Source organism: Luteibacter sp. OK325 (genome assembly GCF_003050935.1).
Classification (GTDB): Bacteria; Pseudomonadota; Gammaproteobacteria; order Xanthomonadales; family Rhodanobacteraceae; genus Luteibacter.
The window spans coordinates 768,266-787,646 of the sequence record NZ_QAOX01000001.1; the positions used below are offsets into that span (position 1 = coordinate 768,266).

At 65.0% G+C, this 19,381-nt stretch carries 15 protein-coding genes; 6 read left to right on the forward strand and 9 right to left on the reverse strand.

All coding sequences use genetic code 11. The annotated features are described in order from the left end of the window. Positions 1-6: 6 nt before the first annotated feature. Complete coding sequence (locus C8J98_RS03375) at positions 7-627, forward strand: YrbL family protein (RefSeq protein WP_107910850.1); 621 nt, start codon at positions 7-9, stop codon at positions 625-627. A gap of 341 nt (positions 628-968) precedes the next feature. Here the strand turns inward: C8J98_RS03375 and C8J98_RS03380 are convergent, their stop codons facing one another. Then, a complete protein-coding gene (locus C8J98_RS03380; protein WP_107910852.1) occupies positions 969-2,678 on the reverse strand; it encodes a glycosyltransferase family 39 protein in 1,710 nt (569 codons plus the stop codon). A gap of 215 nt (positions 2,679-2,893) precedes the next feature. Between C8J98_RS03380 and C8J98_RS03385 the strand changes: the two genes are divergently transcribed. Genes C8J98_RS03385 through C8J98_RS03395 form a run of 3 tightly spaced genes read left to right on the forward strand, consistent with a single transcriptional unit; the run spans position 2,894 to position 6,970 of the window. Continuing rightward, on the forward strand, positions 2,894-3,460 hold the full coding sequence (locus C8J98_RS03385) for an RNA polymerase sigma factor (protein WP_233260086.1): 567 nt from the start codon (positions 2,894-2,896) through the stop codon (positions 3,458-3,460). Beyond that, a complete protein-coding gene (locus tag C8J98_RS03390; protein WP_107910855.1) occupies positions 3,457-4,467 on the forward strand; it encodes a FecR domain-containing protein in 1,011 nt (336 codons plus the stop codon). Before C8J98_RS03385 ends, C8J98_RS03390 begins: the two co-directional genes overlap by 4 nt. A gap of 10 nt (positions 4,468-4,477) precedes the next feature. Continuing rightward, a complete protein-coding gene (locus C8J98_RS03395; protein ID WP_233260087.1) occupies positions 4,478-6,970 on the forward strand; it encodes a TonB-dependent receptor in 2,493 nt (830 codons plus the stop codon). Here C8J98_RS03395 and C8J98_RS03400 read toward each other — a convergent pair. The 6 genes from C8J98_RS03400 to cyoA form a co-directional block, all read right to left on the reverse strand. Then, entirely contained in the window at positions 6,967-7,896 is a 930-nt protein-coding gene (locus C8J98_RS03400; RefSeq protein WP_107910857.1) for a DUF535 family protein, read from the reverse strand. The genes C8J98_RS03395 and C8J98_RS03400 overlap by 4 nt on opposite strands. A gap of 123 nt (positions 7,897-8,019) precedes the next feature. Then, positions 8,020-8,793, reverse strand: coding sequence for an SURF1 family protein (locus tag C8J98_RS03405; RefSeq protein WP_107910858.1), 774 nt, complete (start codon positions 8,791-8,793; stop codon positions 8,020-8,022). A 2-nt stretch (positions 8,794-8,795) separates the two neighbouring features. Then, positions 8,796-9,200, reverse strand: a complete 405-nt coding sequence (cyoD, locus tag C8J98_RS03410; RefSeq protein WP_107910860.1) for a cytochrome o ubiquinol oxidase subunit IV — start codon at positions 9,198-9,200, stop codon at positions 8,796-8,798. Beyond that, the gene (gene cyoC, locus C8J98_RS03415; RefSeq protein WP_107910862.1) at positions 9,197-9,835 is read right to left on the reverse strand and encodes a cytochrome o ubiquinol oxidase subunit III; all 639 of its coding nucleotides are present in this window, start codon (positions 9,833-9,835) and stop codon (positions 9,197-9,199) included. The genes cyoD and cyoC overlap by 4 nt, the downstream gene beginning before the upstream one ends. Next, positions 9,828-11,801, reverse strand: a complete 1,974-nt coding sequence (gene cyoB / locus C8J98_RS03420) for a cytochrome o ubiquinol oxidase subunit I (protein ID WP_199229802.1) — start codon at positions 11,799-11,801, stop codon at positions 9,828-9,830. The genes cyoC and cyoB overlap by 8 nt, the downstream gene beginning before the upstream one ends. 67 nt (positions 11,802-11,868) lie before the next feature. After that, positions 11,869-12,942, reverse strand: a complete 1,074-nt coding sequence (cyoA, locus tag C8J98_RS03425; protein WP_233260088.1) for a ubiquinol oxidase subunit II — start codon at positions 12,940-12,942, stop codon at positions 11,869-11,871. 142 nt (positions 12,943-13,084) lie between these two features. Between cyoA and C8J98_RS03430 the strand changes: the two genes are divergently transcribed. Then, a complete protein-coding gene (locus C8J98_RS03430) occupies positions 13,085-14,437 on the forward strand; it encodes an MFS transporter (RefSeq protein WP_107910865.1) in 1,353 nt (450 codons plus the stop codon). Between the two features lie 151 nt (positions 14,438-14,588). Here the strand turns inward: C8J98_RS03430 and C8J98_RS03435 are convergent, their stop codons facing one another. Beyond that, complete coding sequence (locus tag C8J98_RS03435) at positions 14,589-15,575, reverse strand: NAD(P)-dependent oxidoreductase (RefSeq protein WP_107910867.1); 987 nt, start codon at positions 15,573-15,575, stop codon at positions 14,589-14,591. Positions 15,576-15,588: 13 nt separating this feature from the next. Next, a complete protein-coding gene (locus C8J98_RS03440; RefSeq protein ID WP_107910869.1) occupies positions 15,589-16,131 on the reverse strand; it encodes a DUF2058 domain-containing protein in 543 nt (180 codons plus the stop codon). A 105-nt stretch (positions 16,132-16,236) separates the two neighbouring features. Between C8J98_RS03440 and C8J98_RS03445 the strand changes: the two genes are divergently transcribed. Then, positions 16,237-19,350, forward strand: a complete 3,114-nt coding sequence (locus C8J98_RS03445; RefSeq protein ID WP_107910870.1) for a discoidin domain-containing protein — start codon at positions 16,237-16,239, stop codon at positions 19,348-19,350. The last annotated feature ends 31 nt before the right edge of the window (positions 19,351-19,381 follow it).

The window sequence follows — 19,381 nt, forward strand, 5'->3', positions numbered from 1 at the left end:
CCGACGATGTTCAGACTGGCCGACACCAAGCCGATCGCCAATGGGCACATCCGCGAGGTGTACCAGCACCCGGACGACCCCGACCTGCTGATCAAGGTGATCACCAGCGCATCGATCGAAGAGCGCTGGAACCAGGCACCGTGGTATCGCCGAATTGCGCGCAGCGGGCCGTACAAGGACTTCGTGCGCGAGTTCAAGGAATACGTCACGAGTATCTACGTGGGCGCGTATGCAACCTCGCCGCTGGCGCGCATCGTCGGCCTGGAGATGACCGACATCGGCATGGGGCAGATCGTGGAGAAGGTGCGTCGTCCGGACGGCCAGCTCGCGCCGACGCTGCATGCCTGGGTCCAGGCCGAAGGCTTCACCGAGAAGACGCGGGTCGAGCTCGAGGAATTCTACGCTCGCCTGCTCAGCCACAATGTCATCGCCGCCGACCTGCATGCGTGGAACGTGGTGTATGGCGAGGACTCACGCGGTGGCCCGCGCCTGGTGATGATCGATGGCTTCGGCGAGAAGAACATCGTGCCGCACTGTTCGATGAATCGTGCGCACAATGCGTCGCGCACGAAGAAGAAGTACGAGCGCATGTTGAAGCGAACGATGGCCGAGGCGCCGAAGCGCTAGGGCGTCGCCGCTGAAGCGGCTCCCACAGGGACAAAGAAAGCATCGCCGCTGAAGCGGCTCCCACAGGGGCAAAGAAAGCATCGCCGCTGAAGCGGCTCCCACAGGGGCAAAGAAAGCATCGCCGCTGAAGCGGCTCCCACAGGGGCAAAGAAAGCATCGCCGCTGAAGCGGCTCCCACAGGGGCAAAGAAAGCATCGCCGCTGAAGCGGCTCCCACAGGGGCAAAGAAAGCATCGCCGCTGAAGCGGCTCCCACAGGGGCAAAGAAAGCATCGCCGCTGAAGCGGCTCCCACAAGGAGCAGGCGGTCGCTCCTTGTGGGAGCCGCTTCAGCGGCGATGCTCTTATTCCTCCAACACCGGCGCCAGCGGCAAAGCCTCCGGCACGCACCCCGCCCGACTCCCATCCCCCGGCAACAACGCCGAGCGCACGCGATTGGCAAGGCCCATATCCACGACCTTCTCGCGAATCACGCAGCTATCCAGCGCGTCCTCGTTGAGAAGAATCCAGCGATGCGTCGGATCAATGCGCTGCCACGCACGGGCGTCGGCCATCTGCAATGCGGCGTCGCGCGTGAAGCCAAACTCGGCCACGGGGCGTCGCGCCTGGTAAAGCACTTCCTCTCGCCACGAGACCAGGGCGAGCTGGCCGTCCGGACCAATGCGCGCATCGGCCTCGCTCATCAGCTGGGTGGCGGACTGGTTGGCATTGAGCAACGGATACGTCGCGACCGGCCAGACGATCCACGCAAGACCGACACCGAGCATGAGAGCGAGGGCGCCGCGCCGCGGACGGTACACCGCGGCGGCCAGCAGAAAGGCGACGCCGACCGCGACGACGCACAGCCACAGCGACTGACCGTTATCGGGCAGTTCGTAGCCCGCGGCGATGCGCCGCGCCGCCTTCGGCGCGGCCATCCAGGCCCAGGTGCCAACACTGGCGAACACCACGCCCGATGCCACCGTGATGCCGAAAGCCAGCCTCGGCAGCCAGCGCGTTTTCATCAGGTCGCCGAGGTAAGGCGCCATGGCCAGGGCCAGCATCGGCAGGCCCGGCAGGATGTAGATCGCGCGTTTGCCGCTGGGGATGGAAAAGAACACCAGCACCAGCACGAACCACACCAGCGGCATCCAGACACGTGGCTCGCGCAGGCGCAGCGCCTCCCGCCAGCGCGGGACGAGGAACGGGATCAACAGCCAGGTCGGCATCCACAAACGCAGGATCACCAGCAGGAAGAACCACGGGTCTTCCTCGTGCATCCATGAGTTGGCGTACCGGTCGGCGGTCTGGTGAAAGAGGATGTCCTGCACGTACGCCAGGTACTCGGGCGTGCGCAACCCGTAGGCCGCGATCAGCATCGGTCCCAGCCAGACGGCGATCGCCAGCAGGAAGGCCACCGCCCCACCGGCCCAGCGCCAGCCGTCGCCCTGGGTCCGCGCGAGGCCCGGCCACTGCCGCATGCGCATTACGGCATAGGGGATAAGCATGAGCAACGCGATTACCCCTACGCCCTTGGTAATCACCCCAAGGCCGGCGGCGAAGCAACCCAGCCAGTACATCTTCCAGTCGGGACCACGCAGGCAGTGCAGCAGCAGGCCCGTGTTGGCCAGGGTGATCCAGAACAGCTCGAGCGGGTCGATCTGGCCGTGCTTGACCACGTCGACAAAGGCCATCGTCGTCAGCACGATAGCCGCCGCGTGGAGGCCGACCCGTGCGTTCCACAGGCGACGGCCCAGATAGGCGACCAGGGCCAGGGTGCCCAGCCCGGAGAAGAGCGATGTCAGCAGGAACGCGCCACGCCAGCCGCCTGTGAGCCACATCCAGACCGCCTCGGTCCACATAAGCATGGGCGGCTTGTCGGCATAGAGTTCCGTGCCCCGGTGTGGGAAGAGCCACTGGCCGGATTCGAGCATCTGCCGGGCGACCAGGGCAAAGCGTGGCTCGTCCGGCGGCCAGGGGTCGCGCATGCCGATACCGGCCGCTAGCACCACCAGGGCGAAGAGCATGAACCAGCCGAACTCGCGGCGAAGGGATCGTTCGTCGGGGGAGGTCATCAAACAAAGGGGCATTGCCAGGTCGGTCCCCGATGCTAGTCGAGGCGGCTGACAGGTCCCTTACAACCGACGGAAGGGTATTGGGCCATTCCCATTTCAATTTTCCGGGGCTGGCACGTCTAGGGTGTTCGCCGGTGCGGAAATCGGCGCTCGTTCTGCCCGTACGGGCGTCGATTTCCCACCGTGCGAACCTATAGTGAACCCTTCTCAGCCTCATGAACGCGGTCAGACACACCATGGATCCCTCCGAGGCGGCGGGCACGCCAGCGGGCGGTAAACGTGCCGCACAGGTGGTTGCCCTGTTCCGTGAACACAATGCGGCGCTCGTGGGTTTCCTGCGTGCGCGGCTGAATTCGCACGCCGACGCCCAGGAAGTAGCGCAGGAGGTTTATCTCAAGCTGCTCTCGCTGGACGAGGCGACCCGGATCGACTCGCCGCGGGCCTTTCTTTTCCGGGCGGCCTCCAACCTGGCCGTGGACCGCCTGCGCATGCGCAACGTGCGCGCCGCCGCGCCGGTGGATCCGGACGACGACGACTGGCACGTCACGTCTATTCCCGAACAGCATGCCTCCGCCGTCGAGCAATGGCGCGGCCTGCGCCAGGCACTGGACGAATTGCCACCGAAGACCAGCCGGGCCTTTGTCATGCATGTGGTGGACGGGCGTGATTTCGCCGCGATTGCGCGGGACATGAAACTGAGTGAGCGCATGGTGCGCTATCACGTCGCCAACGCCCTTGCACACTGCCGTGAACGCCGTGATCGCGCGGAGAACCCCTTATGAATACCGCTGCCTCCGCCGATCGTCATATCGAGAACACCGCCGCCGACTGGTGGTCGCGTCTGCGCGACCCCGCGCTGCCCGAGCAGGCCATGCTGCAGTGGAGCGAGTGGCTCGAAGCCGATCTGCGCCACGCGACGGCGTTCGACCGCGCCTGCGCCGTGGCGGAATCGGTTGCCGTCATGGATGGTTCCACGCGCGAGGCCTTCGTGGCGCGCTATGCCCCCCTGACGATGCGTCGTGCGCCACCGCGGCTGGCCCTCGGCCTGGCAGCGGGCGTGGCCATCGTCGTGCTCGGCGCGGGCTTGTTCGTAGCGCTGCGGTCGACGGGTCCCGAGTCGACGCGCCAGTACGCCAGCGAACGGGCCGGGCACCGCGACATCGCCCTGCCGGACGGCTCAAGCATCGAACTGGGCGGCGCCACCTCGATCACCGCGAGATACGGCCGCGACGAGCGCGCCGTGGATCTCGAGGCCGGCGAGGCCTTCTTCCGGGTCGCGCATGCGGAGCGGCCCTTCGTGGTCACGGCCGGTCCGTTGCGGATCCGCGACCTGGGTACCGCCTTCAATGTCCGCCGGACGGGGAACCGCGTCACCGTGGCGGTGACGGAAGGTCGGGTACGCGTCTCGCCTTTGGCCACCGACGGCGACGCCGCCACGGTGGAGTTGGGCGCGGGCCGCGAAGTCTCGTACGACCCTGAGACCCAGGCGATGCGCATCCTCGACGTGACAGCGGCCTCGGCCACCGCCTGGCGCGGCCACCGGCTGGAGTTCGTCAACGAACCGCTGGCCTCGGTGCTGGACAACGTGAACCGCTACAGCGCGCGGCCGATCCGGCTGGCCGACGCCGATCTGGGCCGCCTGACGTTTACCGGTACCGTCGAGGTCGATACCATCGACAGCTGGGTATCCGCCTTGCCGCGGGTCTTCCCGGTTCGCGTGGACACCTACGCCGACCGGCTGGAGCTGGCTCGCCAGACATCCATGACGCGGAGTCAGAAGCCGCGCTGAAATTCACTCCTTGGGACGGCAGATCTTGCAGTACTCGCTTCGCGGGCGCCGGCGCGCATTCACCGGCGCTCTTGCGCTTGTGTGGGCGATTCGTGTTGCCTGTGCCGCCGACGCGCCGGCCGAGGGTTCCGGGAACACCGTCATCCCGTTCGACATCGCTCCCCAGCCGCTGGCGACCGCCCTGCTGGCCTGGGGCAAGCAGAGCAATGTGCAGGTACTGACCGCATCCGGCTCGATCGCCAACTGGCGCTCGTCCGGCGCCAGCGGCGTGCTCACCCCGAACGCGGCCCTCGACGAACTGCTTGCCGGCACCGATCTGGAAAGCGAGACCTACGACGCACGCACCGTGGTCGTGCGCCAGCGGCAGAAAGCCGACAACGCGACACCGTTGCCGCTCGATCCTTCCGTGGCGTTCGATCCGGGCAGCGTGGTGCCGCTGGCCACCGTGGATGTGCAGGGCCTGATCCAGGACAACGGATTCAAGGCGGATACCACCCGCACGGTGACACGTACCGAAGCACGCCTCAGCGATGTCCCGCAGTCGGTCACGGTGGTGACGCGCGATGTGATCGAAGCGCAGCAGGCGGTGGATATCGGCGACGTGGCGCGTTACGTCGCCGGCGTGCAGTACGTGGACGGCTATGGCGGCTCGCCACTGTTCCTGATCCGCGGCTTCGATGCCGGGCACGGGATGACCGACGGCATGCCCAACGGCATCGCCCGCACGGAAGACCTGCCACCGCTGATTGGTATCGAACGCGTTGAGGTACTGCGCGGCCCCGAGGCGATCCTCGGCGATGCATCGCAGAACAACAACTTCGGCGGCTCGATCAACGTGGTGATGAAGCGTCCGCAGGCTGAAACCGTCCGCACCATCGATTATTCGGTCGGCAAGTACGACGGCGCGAGGCTCGGCGTCGACCTCGCCGGGAGCGCGTCCAAAGATGGTGCCGTGACCTACCGTCTGGTTGCCTCGGGCCAGCGCGGCGCGAAGACGCCGCAGGGCGACGGTGGTGGCCGCGGTGCTTATCTCGCCCCCTCGCTTGCCTGGCAGGGCGACCATACCCGTGTCATGGGCGGACTGGAGTACGTCGACAACCGCGTGCCCGGTCCCGAGCACACGGTACTGCTCGGCCCTTCCCTGTCCTCGGCGTCACCGGTGCGTTCCGTGCCGGGTAATCCCGGTGATATTTCCACCTACCGCACCGTACGCGGGGTGTTCGAGGTCGATCACGACTTCGCGGACGACTGGGCGCTGCATAGTCGCGGCCAGTATGTTCGCCAACGTAGCGACGGCAGCAGCTGGTCGTATCTGGCGAGCCCGGAAACCATCTTTGGCGGTGGGTCGTCGGCGGTGGCGCGAAGCTTTCGCTACTCCGGCACCTACTGGACCTGGCAGAACGATCTCACGCGCACGTTCCGCACGGGTCAGGTCACCCATACCGTCCTGGTCGGCATGGACCTCGCCCGCACACACGCCGGTGACAGTGGCGGCGGCAGCATCACCGAAGGCACGTCGGTCGATGAAGCCGATCGCAGCGCGGTGATCGTGACCCGGCCACTGGCCTACGACCTGCGCACCGGCAGCACCATGTCGGCGAAGTTCAATGCGCTGCTCACGCCGGTCAACACCACCGTGCAGACGCTGGGTGGCTCCTGGCAGACCAACGCGGGGGTCTACCTGCAGGACCAGATCGCGCTGGGCGATCGCTGGAACATACTCGCCGCCGTGCGGCGCACCAGCTACGAACTCGATACCCGTTGGGAGGACGGTTCGCCGCGAAAAGTGCGCAAGCAACGCTGGATACCAAAGCTCGGCGTGGTCTACAAGCTGACGCACGAAGTCTCGCTCTACGCGGACAGCTCCACCGGTTTCCAGCCCGATCCGCTATTGGGCAAGGATGGCCAGCCATTACCGGTGGCGACGTCGCGACAGGTGGAACTGGGCAGCAAGATCGATCTCTTCGATCAGCGCGCGCGCCTGACCGCCGCGGTCTATCGCATCCGTGTCGACCACAGCGTGGACCTGGTCTCGCCAGAGCCCCCGTTCTTCGCCACACCGGGGCCCGGTCAGACCAATCGCGGCATCGAGCTCGAGTTCACCGGTCGTGTGGCGCCCGGTTTCGACGTATTGGCCAGCCTCACCGAGTCGCGCATACGCAATCACGACGACACCCGGCCCACCGGCGCACCGAAGCACCAGGCAGCCGCGTGGGCCAGTTATCGCTTCGGCAACGGGTCGATCAAGCCCTGGGGTGTCGCCGCCGGCATCCTTGCGCGCAGCCGCAGCGAAGGCCGCACCACGAACGACGGGCAATATTTCGGCATTCCGGGCCAGGCCAGCGTGGAGACCAACGTGTCCCGTTACGGCGAGAACTGGCGGGTGACCCTGGGCGTGAAGAACCTCTTTGCACGAACGCTGTACGCGGTGAACTTCGACGAGACCTTCGTGCCGATACGGCAAGGACGTGTCGTCCTGCTTACCGGCACCTACGACTTCTAACCCGTCGCGCGCGCGAAGGAGCGCAGGGTGACCTCGCAGGCCTCGTGCCGGAAGGCGTCGCGCTCGGCGCGCCCACTGGATACCCCGAGGCATGGAATCTCATAGCATCCGCCGTCACCCGGTGTGCCGCCATGACGTCGCCAGAACCGGTCGTACGACGCCGTGGTGACGCCGGCACGACGATCGAGCGGGTGGGCGCTTCGCGACACACCGCGCACCCGATCGATGCCGTAGTAGGTCGCCAGCGCACGAACGACTGCAAGCAGCAGGTCGCGCGGCCGCAACCCACCGGTAGCGCGAGTGAAGCGCGCGATGGCCCCGCGGCCCAGATAGGCCCATGAGCCGCGCATCGCACCCACCAGCAGGCCATCCACGCCGGCGAAGGTGATTGCGCAGGACGAGATCACTTCCTTGTCGGCATTGAGCAGATAAAGGCCCATCTCGCCCGTGGATTCGTTCTCCGGTGCACGCGCGTGCAGGAACGCCATCTCGCCATCGCCGAGGGGAAGCGTGGCCAGACGGACATCGTGACCCTTCAGCAGGCGCGTGCGCAGACGCTCCGGAAATTCGCGCGCGACGAACCGGTAGTGCGCCTCGATCACACGCGCACGCGTGGCCAGGTTGAACTCGCGCGAGATGTAATGTGGCTGCCAGCGCTCGTACACGCGGGGATTCAGCTCGGCGGCGTCACGCATGGCCCGCGACTTGCCGACCAGGCCCAGCCAGGTCGCCTGGCGGCGGAAGGAGACCACGCTGCGCAGCAGGTAGACCAACCGGCGCTCGCGCATCGTCCCAAGGCGCCGCAAGGCGGCGCGCCTGCGGGCATGGTCGACAACAAGCGCCAGGGCGCCTCGCACCGGCCGGGCGGATGCCCAGCCAAGCGTGGCGTCGTGGACCGTGGCGGGATCGGGGTAATGCAGAGGCATACCCTTAAAGACGTTCGGGGCCCGGGAAATTGAAACCGGACCCGGGAAAGGTCCCGGCGGCTGGTTATCGCCGATGAATCGGCTCCCACACAAGACCTGCGCAGGCTTTGTGTGGGAGCCGATTCATCGGCGATGCTTCCGTCTTTGGTCCTTCCACACCACCCAACCACCCACCAGCGTCAGCAACGCCAGCGCAAACCAGGTGATCGCATAGCTAAGGTGGTTATCCGGGAATGCAATGACCGTAAGCCCGCCCACCGGACCGTCATTGCCCTCGCCGCGCCCGGGCGATGAAGCCGCGTCGGCATCGATGAAATACGGCGCAGCGCCGGCCAGCCCCTTCGATGCGGCAATCGCCGCGACGTCGCGCGAGAACCAGCGGTCACCACTCGGGTCGTTCTTCTGCAGGAACGCGCCCTTCGGCTCGCTGATTCGCAACAGGCCGGAAATGGTCGTCGTGCCGATAGGGCCCGGCGTGCAGATGGCCTTGCCCGCGCACCACGTGGTCGAGACGAAGCCGCGGTTCACGATCACGATATCGCCCGAGAGCGTGCGCAACGGCGTAAGCAGCCACGAGCCCATGCCGAGCTCGGTGCTGGCACGAACGCGAACGCTCTTATCCTGGAGGAAGCTACCGGTGAGTTTTACGCGACGGTACTCGTCGTTGGCGGCGCTGACCTGCGGCCACTGGCCGCGACCGGGGGCATCCACCGGCGTCGCATGCACGCGCGTATCCACGCGGGCGATGAGGTCATGCTTCCAGGCACGGCGGTGCACCTGCCAGGTGCCGAGCGCGACGAACCCGATGAAGACGACGACTCCAAACACAGCCAGCAGGCCCAGAACGAAGACGCCGCGCGGTGAGCGCGGCGTCCTTGGTTCGTTTGTCGCGTCCATGCTCAAGGCAGGTTCTTCACCTGCTGCTCGGTCATGTCATGGGACATGCCCGGCATCATGTTCGAGTTGAGGTGGAACATGACCCATATGGAGCCGGTCAGCGTGATGACCACCAGGATGAGGGTGAACATCAGCGCCAGCATGTTCCAGCCACCCTGCGACTTCGTATCCATGTGCAGGAAGTAGATCATGTGGACCACGATCTGGATCGCCGCGAAGGTGAGGATCACGATCGCCAGCGTCTGCGGGTTCGGAATGACCTTGCCCATCACCAGCCAGAACGGGATCGCCGTCAGCACCACGGCGAGGAAGAACCCCACCATGTAACCCTTCAGCGTGCTGTGGCTGACTTCTTCACCGTGGCCGTGATCGTCATGGTGGTCGTGCGATTCGATGTGCGCGCTCACGGCAGCACTCCCATCAGGTAGACAAAGGTGAACACGCCGACCCACACCACGTCGAGGAAGTGCCAGAACATGGACAGGCACATGATGCGACGCTTGTTGGCCGGCGTGAGGCCGAAGCGGCCCACCTGCACCAGCAAGGTGATCAGCCAGACAATGCCGAAGGTCACGTGCAGGCCGTGGGTACCGACCAGGGTGAAGAACGACGACAGGAACGCGCTGCGCTGCGGGCCTGCACCTTCATGGATGAGGTTGGCGAACTCGTACAGCTCGATGCCAAGGAAGGCTGCACCGAACAGGCCGGTAATGATCAGCCAGGCCATCATCGTGCCGCGGCGGTTCTTCTGCATCTCCAGCACGGCGAAGCCGTAGGTGATCGAAGACAGCAGCAGCATCGTCGTATTGACCGCCACCAGCGGCAGCTCGAACAGGTCGGCGCCCGAGGGGCCGCCCGCGTAACTGCGGCCGAGAACGCCATAGGTGGCGAACAGGCAGGCGAAGATGAGGCAATCGCTCATCAGGTAGATCCAGAACCCGAGCAAGGTGCCGTTTTCCGGGTGGTGGTCTTCCTTCATCCAGAACTGAAGGTCCTGGGAGTCCGCGACGGCCGCGGAAGGCGTGGCATGGATATCAGACATGGGCGGCAAGCTCTTCCGTGCGGGCGGCCTCGGTCCGGGCCACGACGTCGGCGGGGATGTAGTAGTCGCGTTTGTAGTTGAAGGTATGGCCGATCGCGGTCACCAGCAGACCGAGGAAGGCGAGACCGGCGATGAGGAACATGTGCCAGATCATCGCGAAGCCGATGACGAACGCGAAGGCGGCGATATACACACCGGCCGCGGTGTTCTTCGGCATGTGGATCGGCAGGTAGCCTTCGGTACGACGCTCGGCGTTACGCTCCTTCATCTGCCACCACGCATCCTGTTCGTGGATGACCGGGGTGAAGGCGAAGTTGTAGGAAGGCGGCGGCGACGAGGTCGACCACTCCAGCGTACGTCCGTGCCAGGGATCGCCCGTCACATCGCGCAGCGCCTCGCGGCGCTTGATGCTGACGAAGATCTGGATGAGGAAGGCTGCGATACCGCCGGCGATGAGCACGGCACCGAACGCGGCGATGATGAACCAGATCTGCAGGGACGGGTCTTCGAAGTGGTTCATGCGACGGGTCACGCCCATGAAGCCGAGCACGTAGAGCGGCATGAAGGCGAAGTAGAAGCCCGTCAGCCACAGCCAGAACGACCACTTGCCCCAGTACGAATCGAGCTTGAAGCCGAAGGCTTTCGGGAACCAGTAATTGATACCGGCGAAGACACCGAAGATCACGCCGCCGATGATCACGTTATGGAAATGCGCGATCAGGAACAGGCTGTTGTGCAGCAGGAAGTCGGCCGGGGGCACGGCCAGCATGACGCCGGTCATGCCGCCGATCACGAAGGTGATCATGAAGCCCATCGTCCACAGCATCGGCACTTCGAACTGGATGCGGCCACGGTACATCGTGAACAGCCAGTTGAAGATCTTCGCGCCCGTGGGGATCGAGATGATCATCGTGGTGATGCCGAAGAACGAGTTGACGCTCGCACCGGAACCCATGGTGAAGAAGTGGTGCAGCCAGACCAGGTAGGAGAGCACCGTGATCACGACCGTGGCGTAGACCATGGACGCATAACCGAACAGGCGCTTGCGGCTGAAGGTGGCAACCACTTCGGAGAACACGCCGAACAGCGGCAGCACGAGGATGTAGACCTCGGGATGGCCCCAGATCCAGATCAGGTTCACGTACATCATGGCGTTGCCGCCGAAGTCGTTCGTGAAGAAGTTGGTGCCGACGTAGCGGTCGAGCGAGAGCAGCGCGAGCACCGCCGTCAGCACCGGGAAGGCGGCGACGATCAGCACGTTGGTGCACAGCGAGGTCCAGGTGAAGACGGGCATCTTCATCATGGTCATGCCGGGCGCGCGCATCTTGATGATCGTGGCGAGCAGGTTGATGCCAGAGAGGGTCGTTCCCACGCCGGCCACCTGTAGTGACCATATGTAGTAGTCGACCCCGACATCCGGACTGGCCGCCAACCCGGAAAGCGGTGGATACGCCAGCCAGCCTGTGCGGGCGAACTCGCCAACGAACAGCGAAGCCATCACCAGCATGCCGCCGGCCACGGTCATCCAGAAGCTGAAGTTGTTGAGGAAGGGGAACGCCACGTCACGCGCGCCGATCTGCAGCGGCACCACGAAGTTCATCAGGCCGGTGACGAACGGCATCGCCACGAAGAAGATCATGATCACGCCATGGGCGGTGAACACCTGGTCGTAATGATGCGGAGGCAGGAAGCCGGCACTGCCATTGAAGGCCATGGCCTGCTGGGCGCGCATCATGATGGCGTCGGAGAAACCACGCAGCAGCATGACGACACCGAGCACCATATACATGATGCCGATCTTCTTGTGATCGATGCTGGTGAACCACTCGCTCCAGAGGTAACCCCACAGCTTGTACTTGGTGAGCACCGCCAGCAGCGCGATGCCGCCGATGGCAACCGCGGCGAACGTGCCGATCAGGATCGGCTCGTGGTACGGGATCGCCTCGATGGTGAGGCGTCCGAAGATCAGTTTGACTAGATCGGGTGTGTTCATTACCGGACTCGGCGAGGCTTGAATCGGAAAAGGCGGCCGCTCAGAGCGGACGTCCGGCAGGTGTCACCGGCGCACCGGTAGCGCCGCGGGCGGCGCACAGGGCACCCACGTAGCGCTTGCCGTCGTCGGCGACACCCAGACGCGAGCGGGTACCGGCATCGAGCGAGGTGACGTTGTACGCGCCCACCACGCCCTGGCCGCCCTGCTGGTCGATCGCCATCATGTCGCTCATGCACATGCGGTTCGATTCGACGCAGCGGTTGAGGATGGCGTTGTACAAGCCAGGCGCCACGGTGTTGTAGTAGTGCACCGGCTCGCGCTCGCTGGGCTGTTCGAGCTTGAGGTAGTCCTCGCGGCTGAGCGTGTTGCCGTTCGCGCGGGCCTTGGCCACCCAGGTGTCGAAGTCGCTGTCGGACAGGCTATGGAAGCGGAAGCGCATGTCCGAGAAGCCAGCGCCGCTGTAGTTGGCCGAGATACCTTCGAAATCGCCGGTCTTGTTCATTACCGCGTGGAGCTTGGTCTCCATGCCCGGCATGGCATAGATCATGCCGGCCAGGGAGGGGACGAAGAACGCGTTCATGACGTTCGAAGCGGTGATGTGGAACTCGATCGGGCGATCCACCGGCGCGGCCATCTCGTTCACCGTGGCGATGCCCTGTTCCGGGTAGAGGAACAGCCACTTCCAGTCCAGCGCGACCACCTCGACCACGAGCGGCTTGGTGCCTTCGGCCACGGGACGGGACGCGTCGATCTGGTCGAGCGGGCGGTAGGGGTCCAGCTTGTGCGTGCTGGTCCAGGTGATGGCGCCCAGCGCGATGATGATCAGCAGGGGAGCCGACCAGATCAGCAGCTCCAGGACCGTGGAATGATTCCAGTCCGGGGCGTAGTCGTCGTGGCTCTTGTTCGATTCCCGGTACTTCCAGGCGAACATGAAGGTCATCGCGATCACCGGGATGATGATGATCAACATCAGCACCACGGAAATAATGATGAGATCGCGCTGCTGCCGGGCGATGTCGCCGGAGGGCGAAAACAGCACGGCGTCGCAGCCCGACAAGAGCAGGACCAAAGCGGGGATCAGCAATCCGCGCATCATCTTCATGGACATTCGCATGATGGAGGCAACCGTGGGGACACGAAAAAGTACGCCTAACTGCCTTTCAAGACCATAGGACACTTTGTCCCATGGCCCTACAAGCCGAGTGGTGCGATCCTTCGCTATCCTGCTATCCATTCCCAAGACCGGGCCGAATACGATGTCGAGCATTTCACACGCCCATCACAATGCCGCGGAAGGCGCCGAACAGGACGTCCGCCGCCAGCACGAAACCAGCCACGCCCCCGTCGCCCCAGGCGAAATCGCGGTCGGCGTCGTCATCGGCCGTGCCTCGGAATACTTCGACTTCTTCACGTACGGCATTGCGTCCGTCCTCGTCTTTCCGTCGGTGTTCTTTCCGTTCCTGAGCCAGCTGGACGGCATACTTGCCGCCTTCGCCATCTTCTCGCTCGCCTTCATCGCCCGGCCGATCGGCACCACGCTGTTCATGGCCATCCAGCGCAACTGGAGCCGTAGCACCAAGCTCACCGCGGCCTTGTTCCTGCTGGGCACCTCGACGGTGTGCATTGCCTTCCTGCCGGCGAACACGTCGCACGGGTACGCGGTCATTGTGATTCTCTCGGTGCTGCGCTTCTTGCAGGGCATTGCGCTCGGCGGTTCCTGGGACGGCCTGCCCTCCCTGCTCTCACTCAATGCGCCGAAGGGCCGCCGCGGCTGGTATTCCATGCTCGGCCAGCTGGGCGCGCCGGTCGGCTTCCTGATCGCCGCCTCCCTCTTCCTGTTCCTGCACACCCAGCTTTCCACGGAAGACTTCCTTAGCTGGGGCTGGCGCTACCCCTTCTTCGTTGCCTTCGCGATCAACGTGGTGGCGCTGTTTGCCCGCTTGCGCCTGGTCGTGACCGAGGAATACACCCAGCTTCTGGAAGAGCGCGAGCTCGAGCCCATCGGCATCATCGAGATGGTGACGGCCCAGGGTTACAACCTGTTTATCGGCGCCTTTGCCGCCCTCGCCAGCTACGCCCTGTTCCATCTGGTCACGATTTTTCCGCTGTCCTGGATCGCGCTTAACCGCTCGCAGGACATCAACAACGTGCTGGTGGTGCAGCTCATCGGCGCCTTCCTGGCGATCCTGGGCACCATGGCCTCGGGCGTGATTGCCGACAAATTCGGCCGCCGCAACACGTTGGGCAGCATGGCCGTACTGATCGCCCTGTTCGCCATCGCCTCGCCGTGGCTGCTCGGCGGCGGCAAGGTCGCGCAGGACGCCTTCCTGCTGATCGGCTTCGCCCTGCTCGGCCTGTCCTATGGCCAGGCGGCCGGTACCGTCACGGCGAATTTCGCCAAGCGCTACCGTTACACCGGCGCCGCCCTGACGTCCGACTTCGCCTGGTTGTTCGGCGCGGCCTTCGCCCCGCTGGTGGCCCTGGGCCTGTCGACCCGCTTCGGCCTGGGTGCGGTGAGCGTTTACCTGCTTTCGGGTGCGGCCTGCACGCTGCTGGCGTTGCGGATCAATCGGGCGCTGGAGACGGATCGGTCCAAGCCGGTCGCCTGATTCGCTAAGAGCATCGCCGATGAATCGGCTCCCACACAGGGCACCAGGAATCACAGCCCTGTGGGAGCCGCTTCAGCGGCGACGCCCTTTGTGGGAGCCGCTTCAGCGGCGACGCCTTTTGTGGGAGCCGCTTCAGCGGCGATGGAACCCCTCAACCGATAACAGGATAGGGCCCTTCCTCGAAAACGGTGTCGTGATACCCCTTCACCCCGATCGCCCGGGCCATGTCGCTGCGGAAATCGTCCCCGCGCTGCAAGCACTCCAGCACGAAGGCGAAGTCCCGCCGGGGCACCCAGCCCAGCTCCCGTGACGCCCGACTGCTGTCATAAACGCGGTCCAGGCTCGCCAGCAGCTTCCAGCCACGCGCGGCGTAAAGCGCATCCACACCGGGAAACAGCCTGCGCACCACGCCGGCGGCATCGGTACGCAAGGCCGCCACGTCGTTCCGGGTGAACGGAGGCGTGGCTGAAACGATGTAGCGCCCGAAGCCGAGATCCGGCGCCCGGGCGACCGCCAGCAGGTGCGCCTCAACGATGTCCTCGATGTCTGCCCGCCGGTAAAGCAGCTCGTTGGCCTGCATGTTCAGCGTGTCGTACTCGGCACGTACGCCGGCATTGTCGTCATCTTCAGGGAAGAAGCGCGACGTTCGCAGCACGATGACGGGAAGGCGATCCTTTCGCGCGACCAGCTCGCACATGCCTTCGGCGGCGATCTTGGTCGCGCCGTAGATGTTCTTCGGAATGGGGGTGACGTCTTCGTCGATCCAGGTAGCCGGTTCACCAGGTCCTGGCGACAATGCCGCGCCGAAGGCGCTGGTGGTGCTGGTAAAGACGAAAGCCCCCACGCCATGAGCCGCGGCGGATTCGAGCAAGGCGACCGTACCCGCCACGTTGGTGTCCACGAACTCGCGTTTCGAATGCGTGGCAACGTGCGGCTTGTGCAGGGTAGCGCTGTGGATCACCGACTTCGCACCCGCCATGGCGTCGCGAACGAAGACCTCGTCCGTGATCGACCCTACGTGATCGGTAAACGGCGAGGCCTTGATGTCGATGCCGCGGACCTCGCGGCCTTCGGCACGCAGGCGACGGACGATCGCCTCACCCAGGTGTCCGGCGCTGCCGGTGACCAGAACGCTCATCGGCAATCGCTCCTTACCAGATCAGGTCGTCCGGGACGACGAACTGCTTGTAATAGTCGTCATCGTCGTCGGCCGGGAGGGGTGCGCTGTCCTTGCGACCGTGATCGGAGACGACCACGTCGGAGACACGCATGTGGATCTTGTCCGCCGCCACGCGCGGAATGAGTTCGTAGCGTTCGTCCAGCTTCGCGATGGCCAGCACGCCGGCGGCAAGCTGGGCGCGGAGCGGCTCGCTCACCAGCAGGCTGGTGATCTTTTCACCATCGGTGAAGCGATAGGCGATGTCGCCGTCGCGCTTCACCCGGCTGGTTTCGACGATCTGGCGAACCTGGGCGCGGATTTCCTTCTTCCGTGCTTCGGCGTTGCGCTCGGCGGCGATGGCGCGATCCCGTTCGGCGCGATCGGCCTGAAGCTTGCGCGCATCCACCTGGGCTTCGTCGGCAGCGACCGGCGCCTTGCCCTGGCGCTGCTTGGCCTGTTCACGCACGACCTTGGCGATCTTGTCCTTCTTGACCAGACCGGCCTTGAGCAACTGTTCCTGCAGGGGATTACGCATATCGGGGCATTCGTAGAGTTCGCGAGACCATCGATTCTAGCGCCGAAGGCTTGGTTACATGGCGTTACGTGCCTAGGCTTGGTGACCTCCCCGGAGGTTTCTTACATGTCCTACCGCAGCACCCCGCGCGCCGCCCGCCTTACCCTGGCCCTTCTCGGCCTGTTGTCCGTTACCCCGGCTTTCGCCGCCGATGGACTGCCACCCCGTAGCGAATGGCGGGCGAGCAGCTCGTCGCAACAGGTGCCGGCACTGGCGCCTGCCCACGCCATCGACACGGACGAGACGACCCGCTGGGGCGGTGGCTTCAGCCCGGGCCAGTGGTTCCAGGTGGACCTGGGCAAAGTTGCCAGGATCGGCGGCGTGCGCATCCATTGGGATAGCGGCTTTGCCGCCTCGTACTCGATCCAGGTGTCGACCGACGGCAAGGCGTTCCACCCCGTCTATAGCGTCACGGACTCGCCCGGTGGTACGGAATACCTCGTCTTTCCTGCCGCTGAAGCCCGTTACGTGCGGCTGGCCGCGCCGGCTCGCACAGCCGACTGGGGCGTTTCCGTGTTCGAGTTCGAGCCCTTCGCCGCGAACGACGCCGCGCGCATCGCCGGGCTGGACGGCACGGCCGATGGCGCCTCGCTGTGGGCCGATGGCAGCACCCGGACCCTCGTCGGCAAGGGTCCGAAGGGGATGCGGCAGCTGGATATCGCCCTGCCCCGCCCGGTGAACATCGCCGGGCTCGACGTCGAGTGGGCAGGTCCGCGCGATGGTGCCGTGCTCGAAGGACGCGATACGAAGGGCCACTGGTCCTCGATCGACAGTGATCCGGGCAGCGCGGGGGATAGCTCTTACCTGGCCGCGCGCGAGCCACGCGACGTCGAGGCGCTGCGGCTGGTTGTCGGACTGAAGGGCGGAGCGGCTCCATCGGTGAAGCGGCTACGGCTGCTGGGACCGCTACGGGTGATGACGCCCATGAAGCGCTACCAGGTGGCCGCTTCCCGGGCGAACGCGGCGCTATTCCCTTCCTCGTTGCACATGCAGCAGGTGTACTGGACGGCGGTCGGCGTCCCGGCGGGCCTGCAAAAATCCATCTTCGACGAGTACGGCAATATCGAGCCCTACAAGGGCGGCCCGCAGGTGCAGGTGATCTGGCGCGACGCATCCGGCCGCGCGAGTATCTCGGACGGCTCGGAGCGAACGCACGCACTGCGTGATGGATGGAAACCGATGCCTTCGGTGGGCTGGGTGGCGCAGCCCGGGCTTGCTGTCACCAGCGAGGCCTTCGCGCTGCAGGAGGGTTCGCAGCCTGTCGTGATGCTTCGCCATCGGTTGACCAACACCGGCAGCACACCGATGGACGGTTCGTTGTCACTCGTCGTGAGGCCGATCCAGGTCAATCCGCCGTGGCAGAACGGTGGTGCGTCGCCCGTTCATGACATCGCCATCACCGGTGATGCGGCGAATACCGGCGTGCGTGTGGAAGGTCGGACGTTGCTTGCGTCGCTTACGGCGGTGGACGCTGCAGGTGCATCGCCGTTCGGTGCGCATGGCGAAACCGAGATCACAGGCCTGGTCGCCGCCGGTAAGGTTCCCACCACGCGCGAGGCGCATGACGACGATGGTCTTGCCGCAGCCGTGCTCGACTACCGTGTTCATTTGGCGCCTGGCGAGCAACGCGACATCGTCCTGGCGTTTCCGCTTGGGAATGCTCCCGCGGATACGAACGGGCATCTGCCCGAACCGCCGGCGATCGACCGCGGTGTCCTGAAGGCAGACGCGTTCGACTCGTTGTCGGCGGGCGTCTCCGGCGAATGGCAGAAGCGCCTGGGTGGTGTCGGCATCTCGTTGCCGGACGAATCGCTGGTGAACATCCTGCGTTCGCAGGCGGCGTACATGCTGGTCAACCAGACCGGCCATGCCATGCAGGCGGGTCCGCGCAACTACAACCGCTCATTCATCCGTGATGGCGCGGCGACCGCATCGATCCTGCTACGCATGGGTGAGACGAAGACGGCGCGCGACTATCTGGACTGGTATGCCGCGCATGCCGTGCACGAGAACGGCCTGGTCTCGCCTATCCTTAATGCCGACGGCAGCGTGAATCGCGGCTTCGGCTCCGACATCGAGTACGACAGCCAGGGCGAATTCATCAACCTCGTTGCAGATGTCGCGCGGTTCGGTGGGGGTGCTGCCAGTGTAAAAACGTTTGAGCCGAAGGTTCGGGCCGCAATGCACTTCATGCAGGAGTTGCGCGAACGCACCATGGTTCCGGGCTATCTCGCCAACCTTCCTGCGCCCGAACGGTTCCACGGCATCATCGCGCCATCCATCAGTCACGAAGGCTACTCGAGCCCCACCCATAGCTATTGGGATGACTACTGGGCGCTGAAGGGCTGGCACGATGGCGCGTGGCTGGCCGAGCAGTGGGGCGACAAGGAGCTGGCTGCTTACGCGCATGCCCAGTACACCGCGCTGCGCGAGTCGCTGCGCAAGTCGATCGAGGCGACGATGGCGTGGAAGGGTGTCGACACGATTCCAGCCGCAGCGGACCTTGGTGATGGCGATCCAACCAGCGTCTCGATTGCGCTCGACCCCGCGGGGCAGATGGACGTGCTTCCTCCCGAGGCGCTCGCGCGTACCTTTGACCGCTATCTTGCCGATGTGCGCAAGCGCGAGGCACCGGGCGAGTTGTTCGCGTACACCCCGTACGAACTGCGCAACGTGCTGACGTATGTGTATCTGGATCGACCGAAAGATGCCGAGGAGCTGCTAACGGACGTAGTGCGCGACCGCCGTCCGCCGGAGTGGAACATGTGGGCCGAGGTGGTGCACTCGCGGCTGCGGCATCCGGGGTATCTGGGCGATATGCCGCATACCTGGATCGGATCGGAGTACGCACGGACCATCTTCGGGATGCTGATGCGTGAGGCGGATGATGGGCTTTATCTGTTGCCGGGGGTACCACCCTCGTGGGTTGCCGGGAAGGGACTGTCGGTGACGAAGCTGCCGGTGGCTTATGGGGTGTTGAGCATGACCGCGCGGCGGGAGGGCAATACCTTTACCGTGACGCTGGGCAAGGGCATCCATGCCGACACGCCGTTGCGGGTCTTCTGGCCCGACCGGGTGAAGCCCGTGAAAGTAACCATCGATGGACGCGCGGCAAAGGGCTGGGATGTCGATGGGATAAAGATCCCCCGGCCCTTTCATACGCTGGTCGCCGAATACTGACGCCGCGAACGGCGAACCGCCACAGCTTTGA

Excerpts from the sequence above, each read along its gene's own strand:
- C8J98_RS03375 (WP_107910850.1), top strand. The coding sequence starts at position 7 with ATGTTCAGACTGGCCGACACCAAGCCGATCGCCAATGGGCACATCCGC.
- C8J98_RS03380 (WP_107910852.1), bottom strand. The coding sequence starts at position 2,678 with ATGACCTCCCCCGACGAACGATCCCTTCGCCGCGAGTTCGGCTGGTTC.
- C8J98_RS03385 (WP_233260086.1), top strand. The coding sequence starts at position 2,894 with ATGAACGCGGTCAGACACACCATGGATCCCTCCGAGGCGGCGGGCACG.
- C8J98_RS03390 (WP_107910855.1), top strand. The coding sequence starts at position 3,457 with ATGAATACCGCTGCCTCCGCCGATCGTCATATCGAGAACACCGCCGCC.
- C8J98_RS03400 (WP_107910857.1), bottom strand. The coding sequence starts at position 7,896 with ATGCCTCTGCATTACCCCGATCCCGCCACGGTCCACGACGCCACGCTT.
- C8J98_RS03405 (WP_107910858.1), bottom strand. The coding sequence starts at position 8,793 with ATGGACGCGACAAACGAACCAAGGACGCCGCGCTCACCGCGCGGCGTC.
- cyoC (WP_107910862.1), bottom strand. The coding sequence starts at position 9,835 with ATGTCTGATATCCATGCCACGCCTTCCGCGGCCGTCGCGGACTCCCAG.
- cyoA (WP_233260088.1), bottom strand. The coding sequence starts at position 12,942 with ATGCGAATGTCCATGAAGATGATGCGCGGATTGCTGATCCCCGCTTTG.
- C8J98_RS03430 (WP_107910865.1), top strand. The coding sequence starts at position 13,085 with ATGTCGAGCATTTCACACGCCCATCACAATGCCGCGGAAGGCGCCGAA.
- C8J98_RS03435 (WP_107910867.1), bottom strand. The coding sequence starts at position 15,575 with ATGAGCGTTCTGGTCACCGGCAGCGCCGGACACCTGGGTGAGGCGATC.
- C8J98_RS03440 (WP_107910869.1), bottom strand. The coding sequence starts at position 16,131 with ATGCGTAATCCCCTGCAGGAACAGTTGCTCAAGGCCGGTCTGGTCAAG.
- C8J98_RS03445 (WP_107910870.1), top strand. The coding sequence starts at position 16,237 with ATGTCCTACCGCAGCACCCCGCGCGCCGCCCGCCTTACCCTGGCCCTT.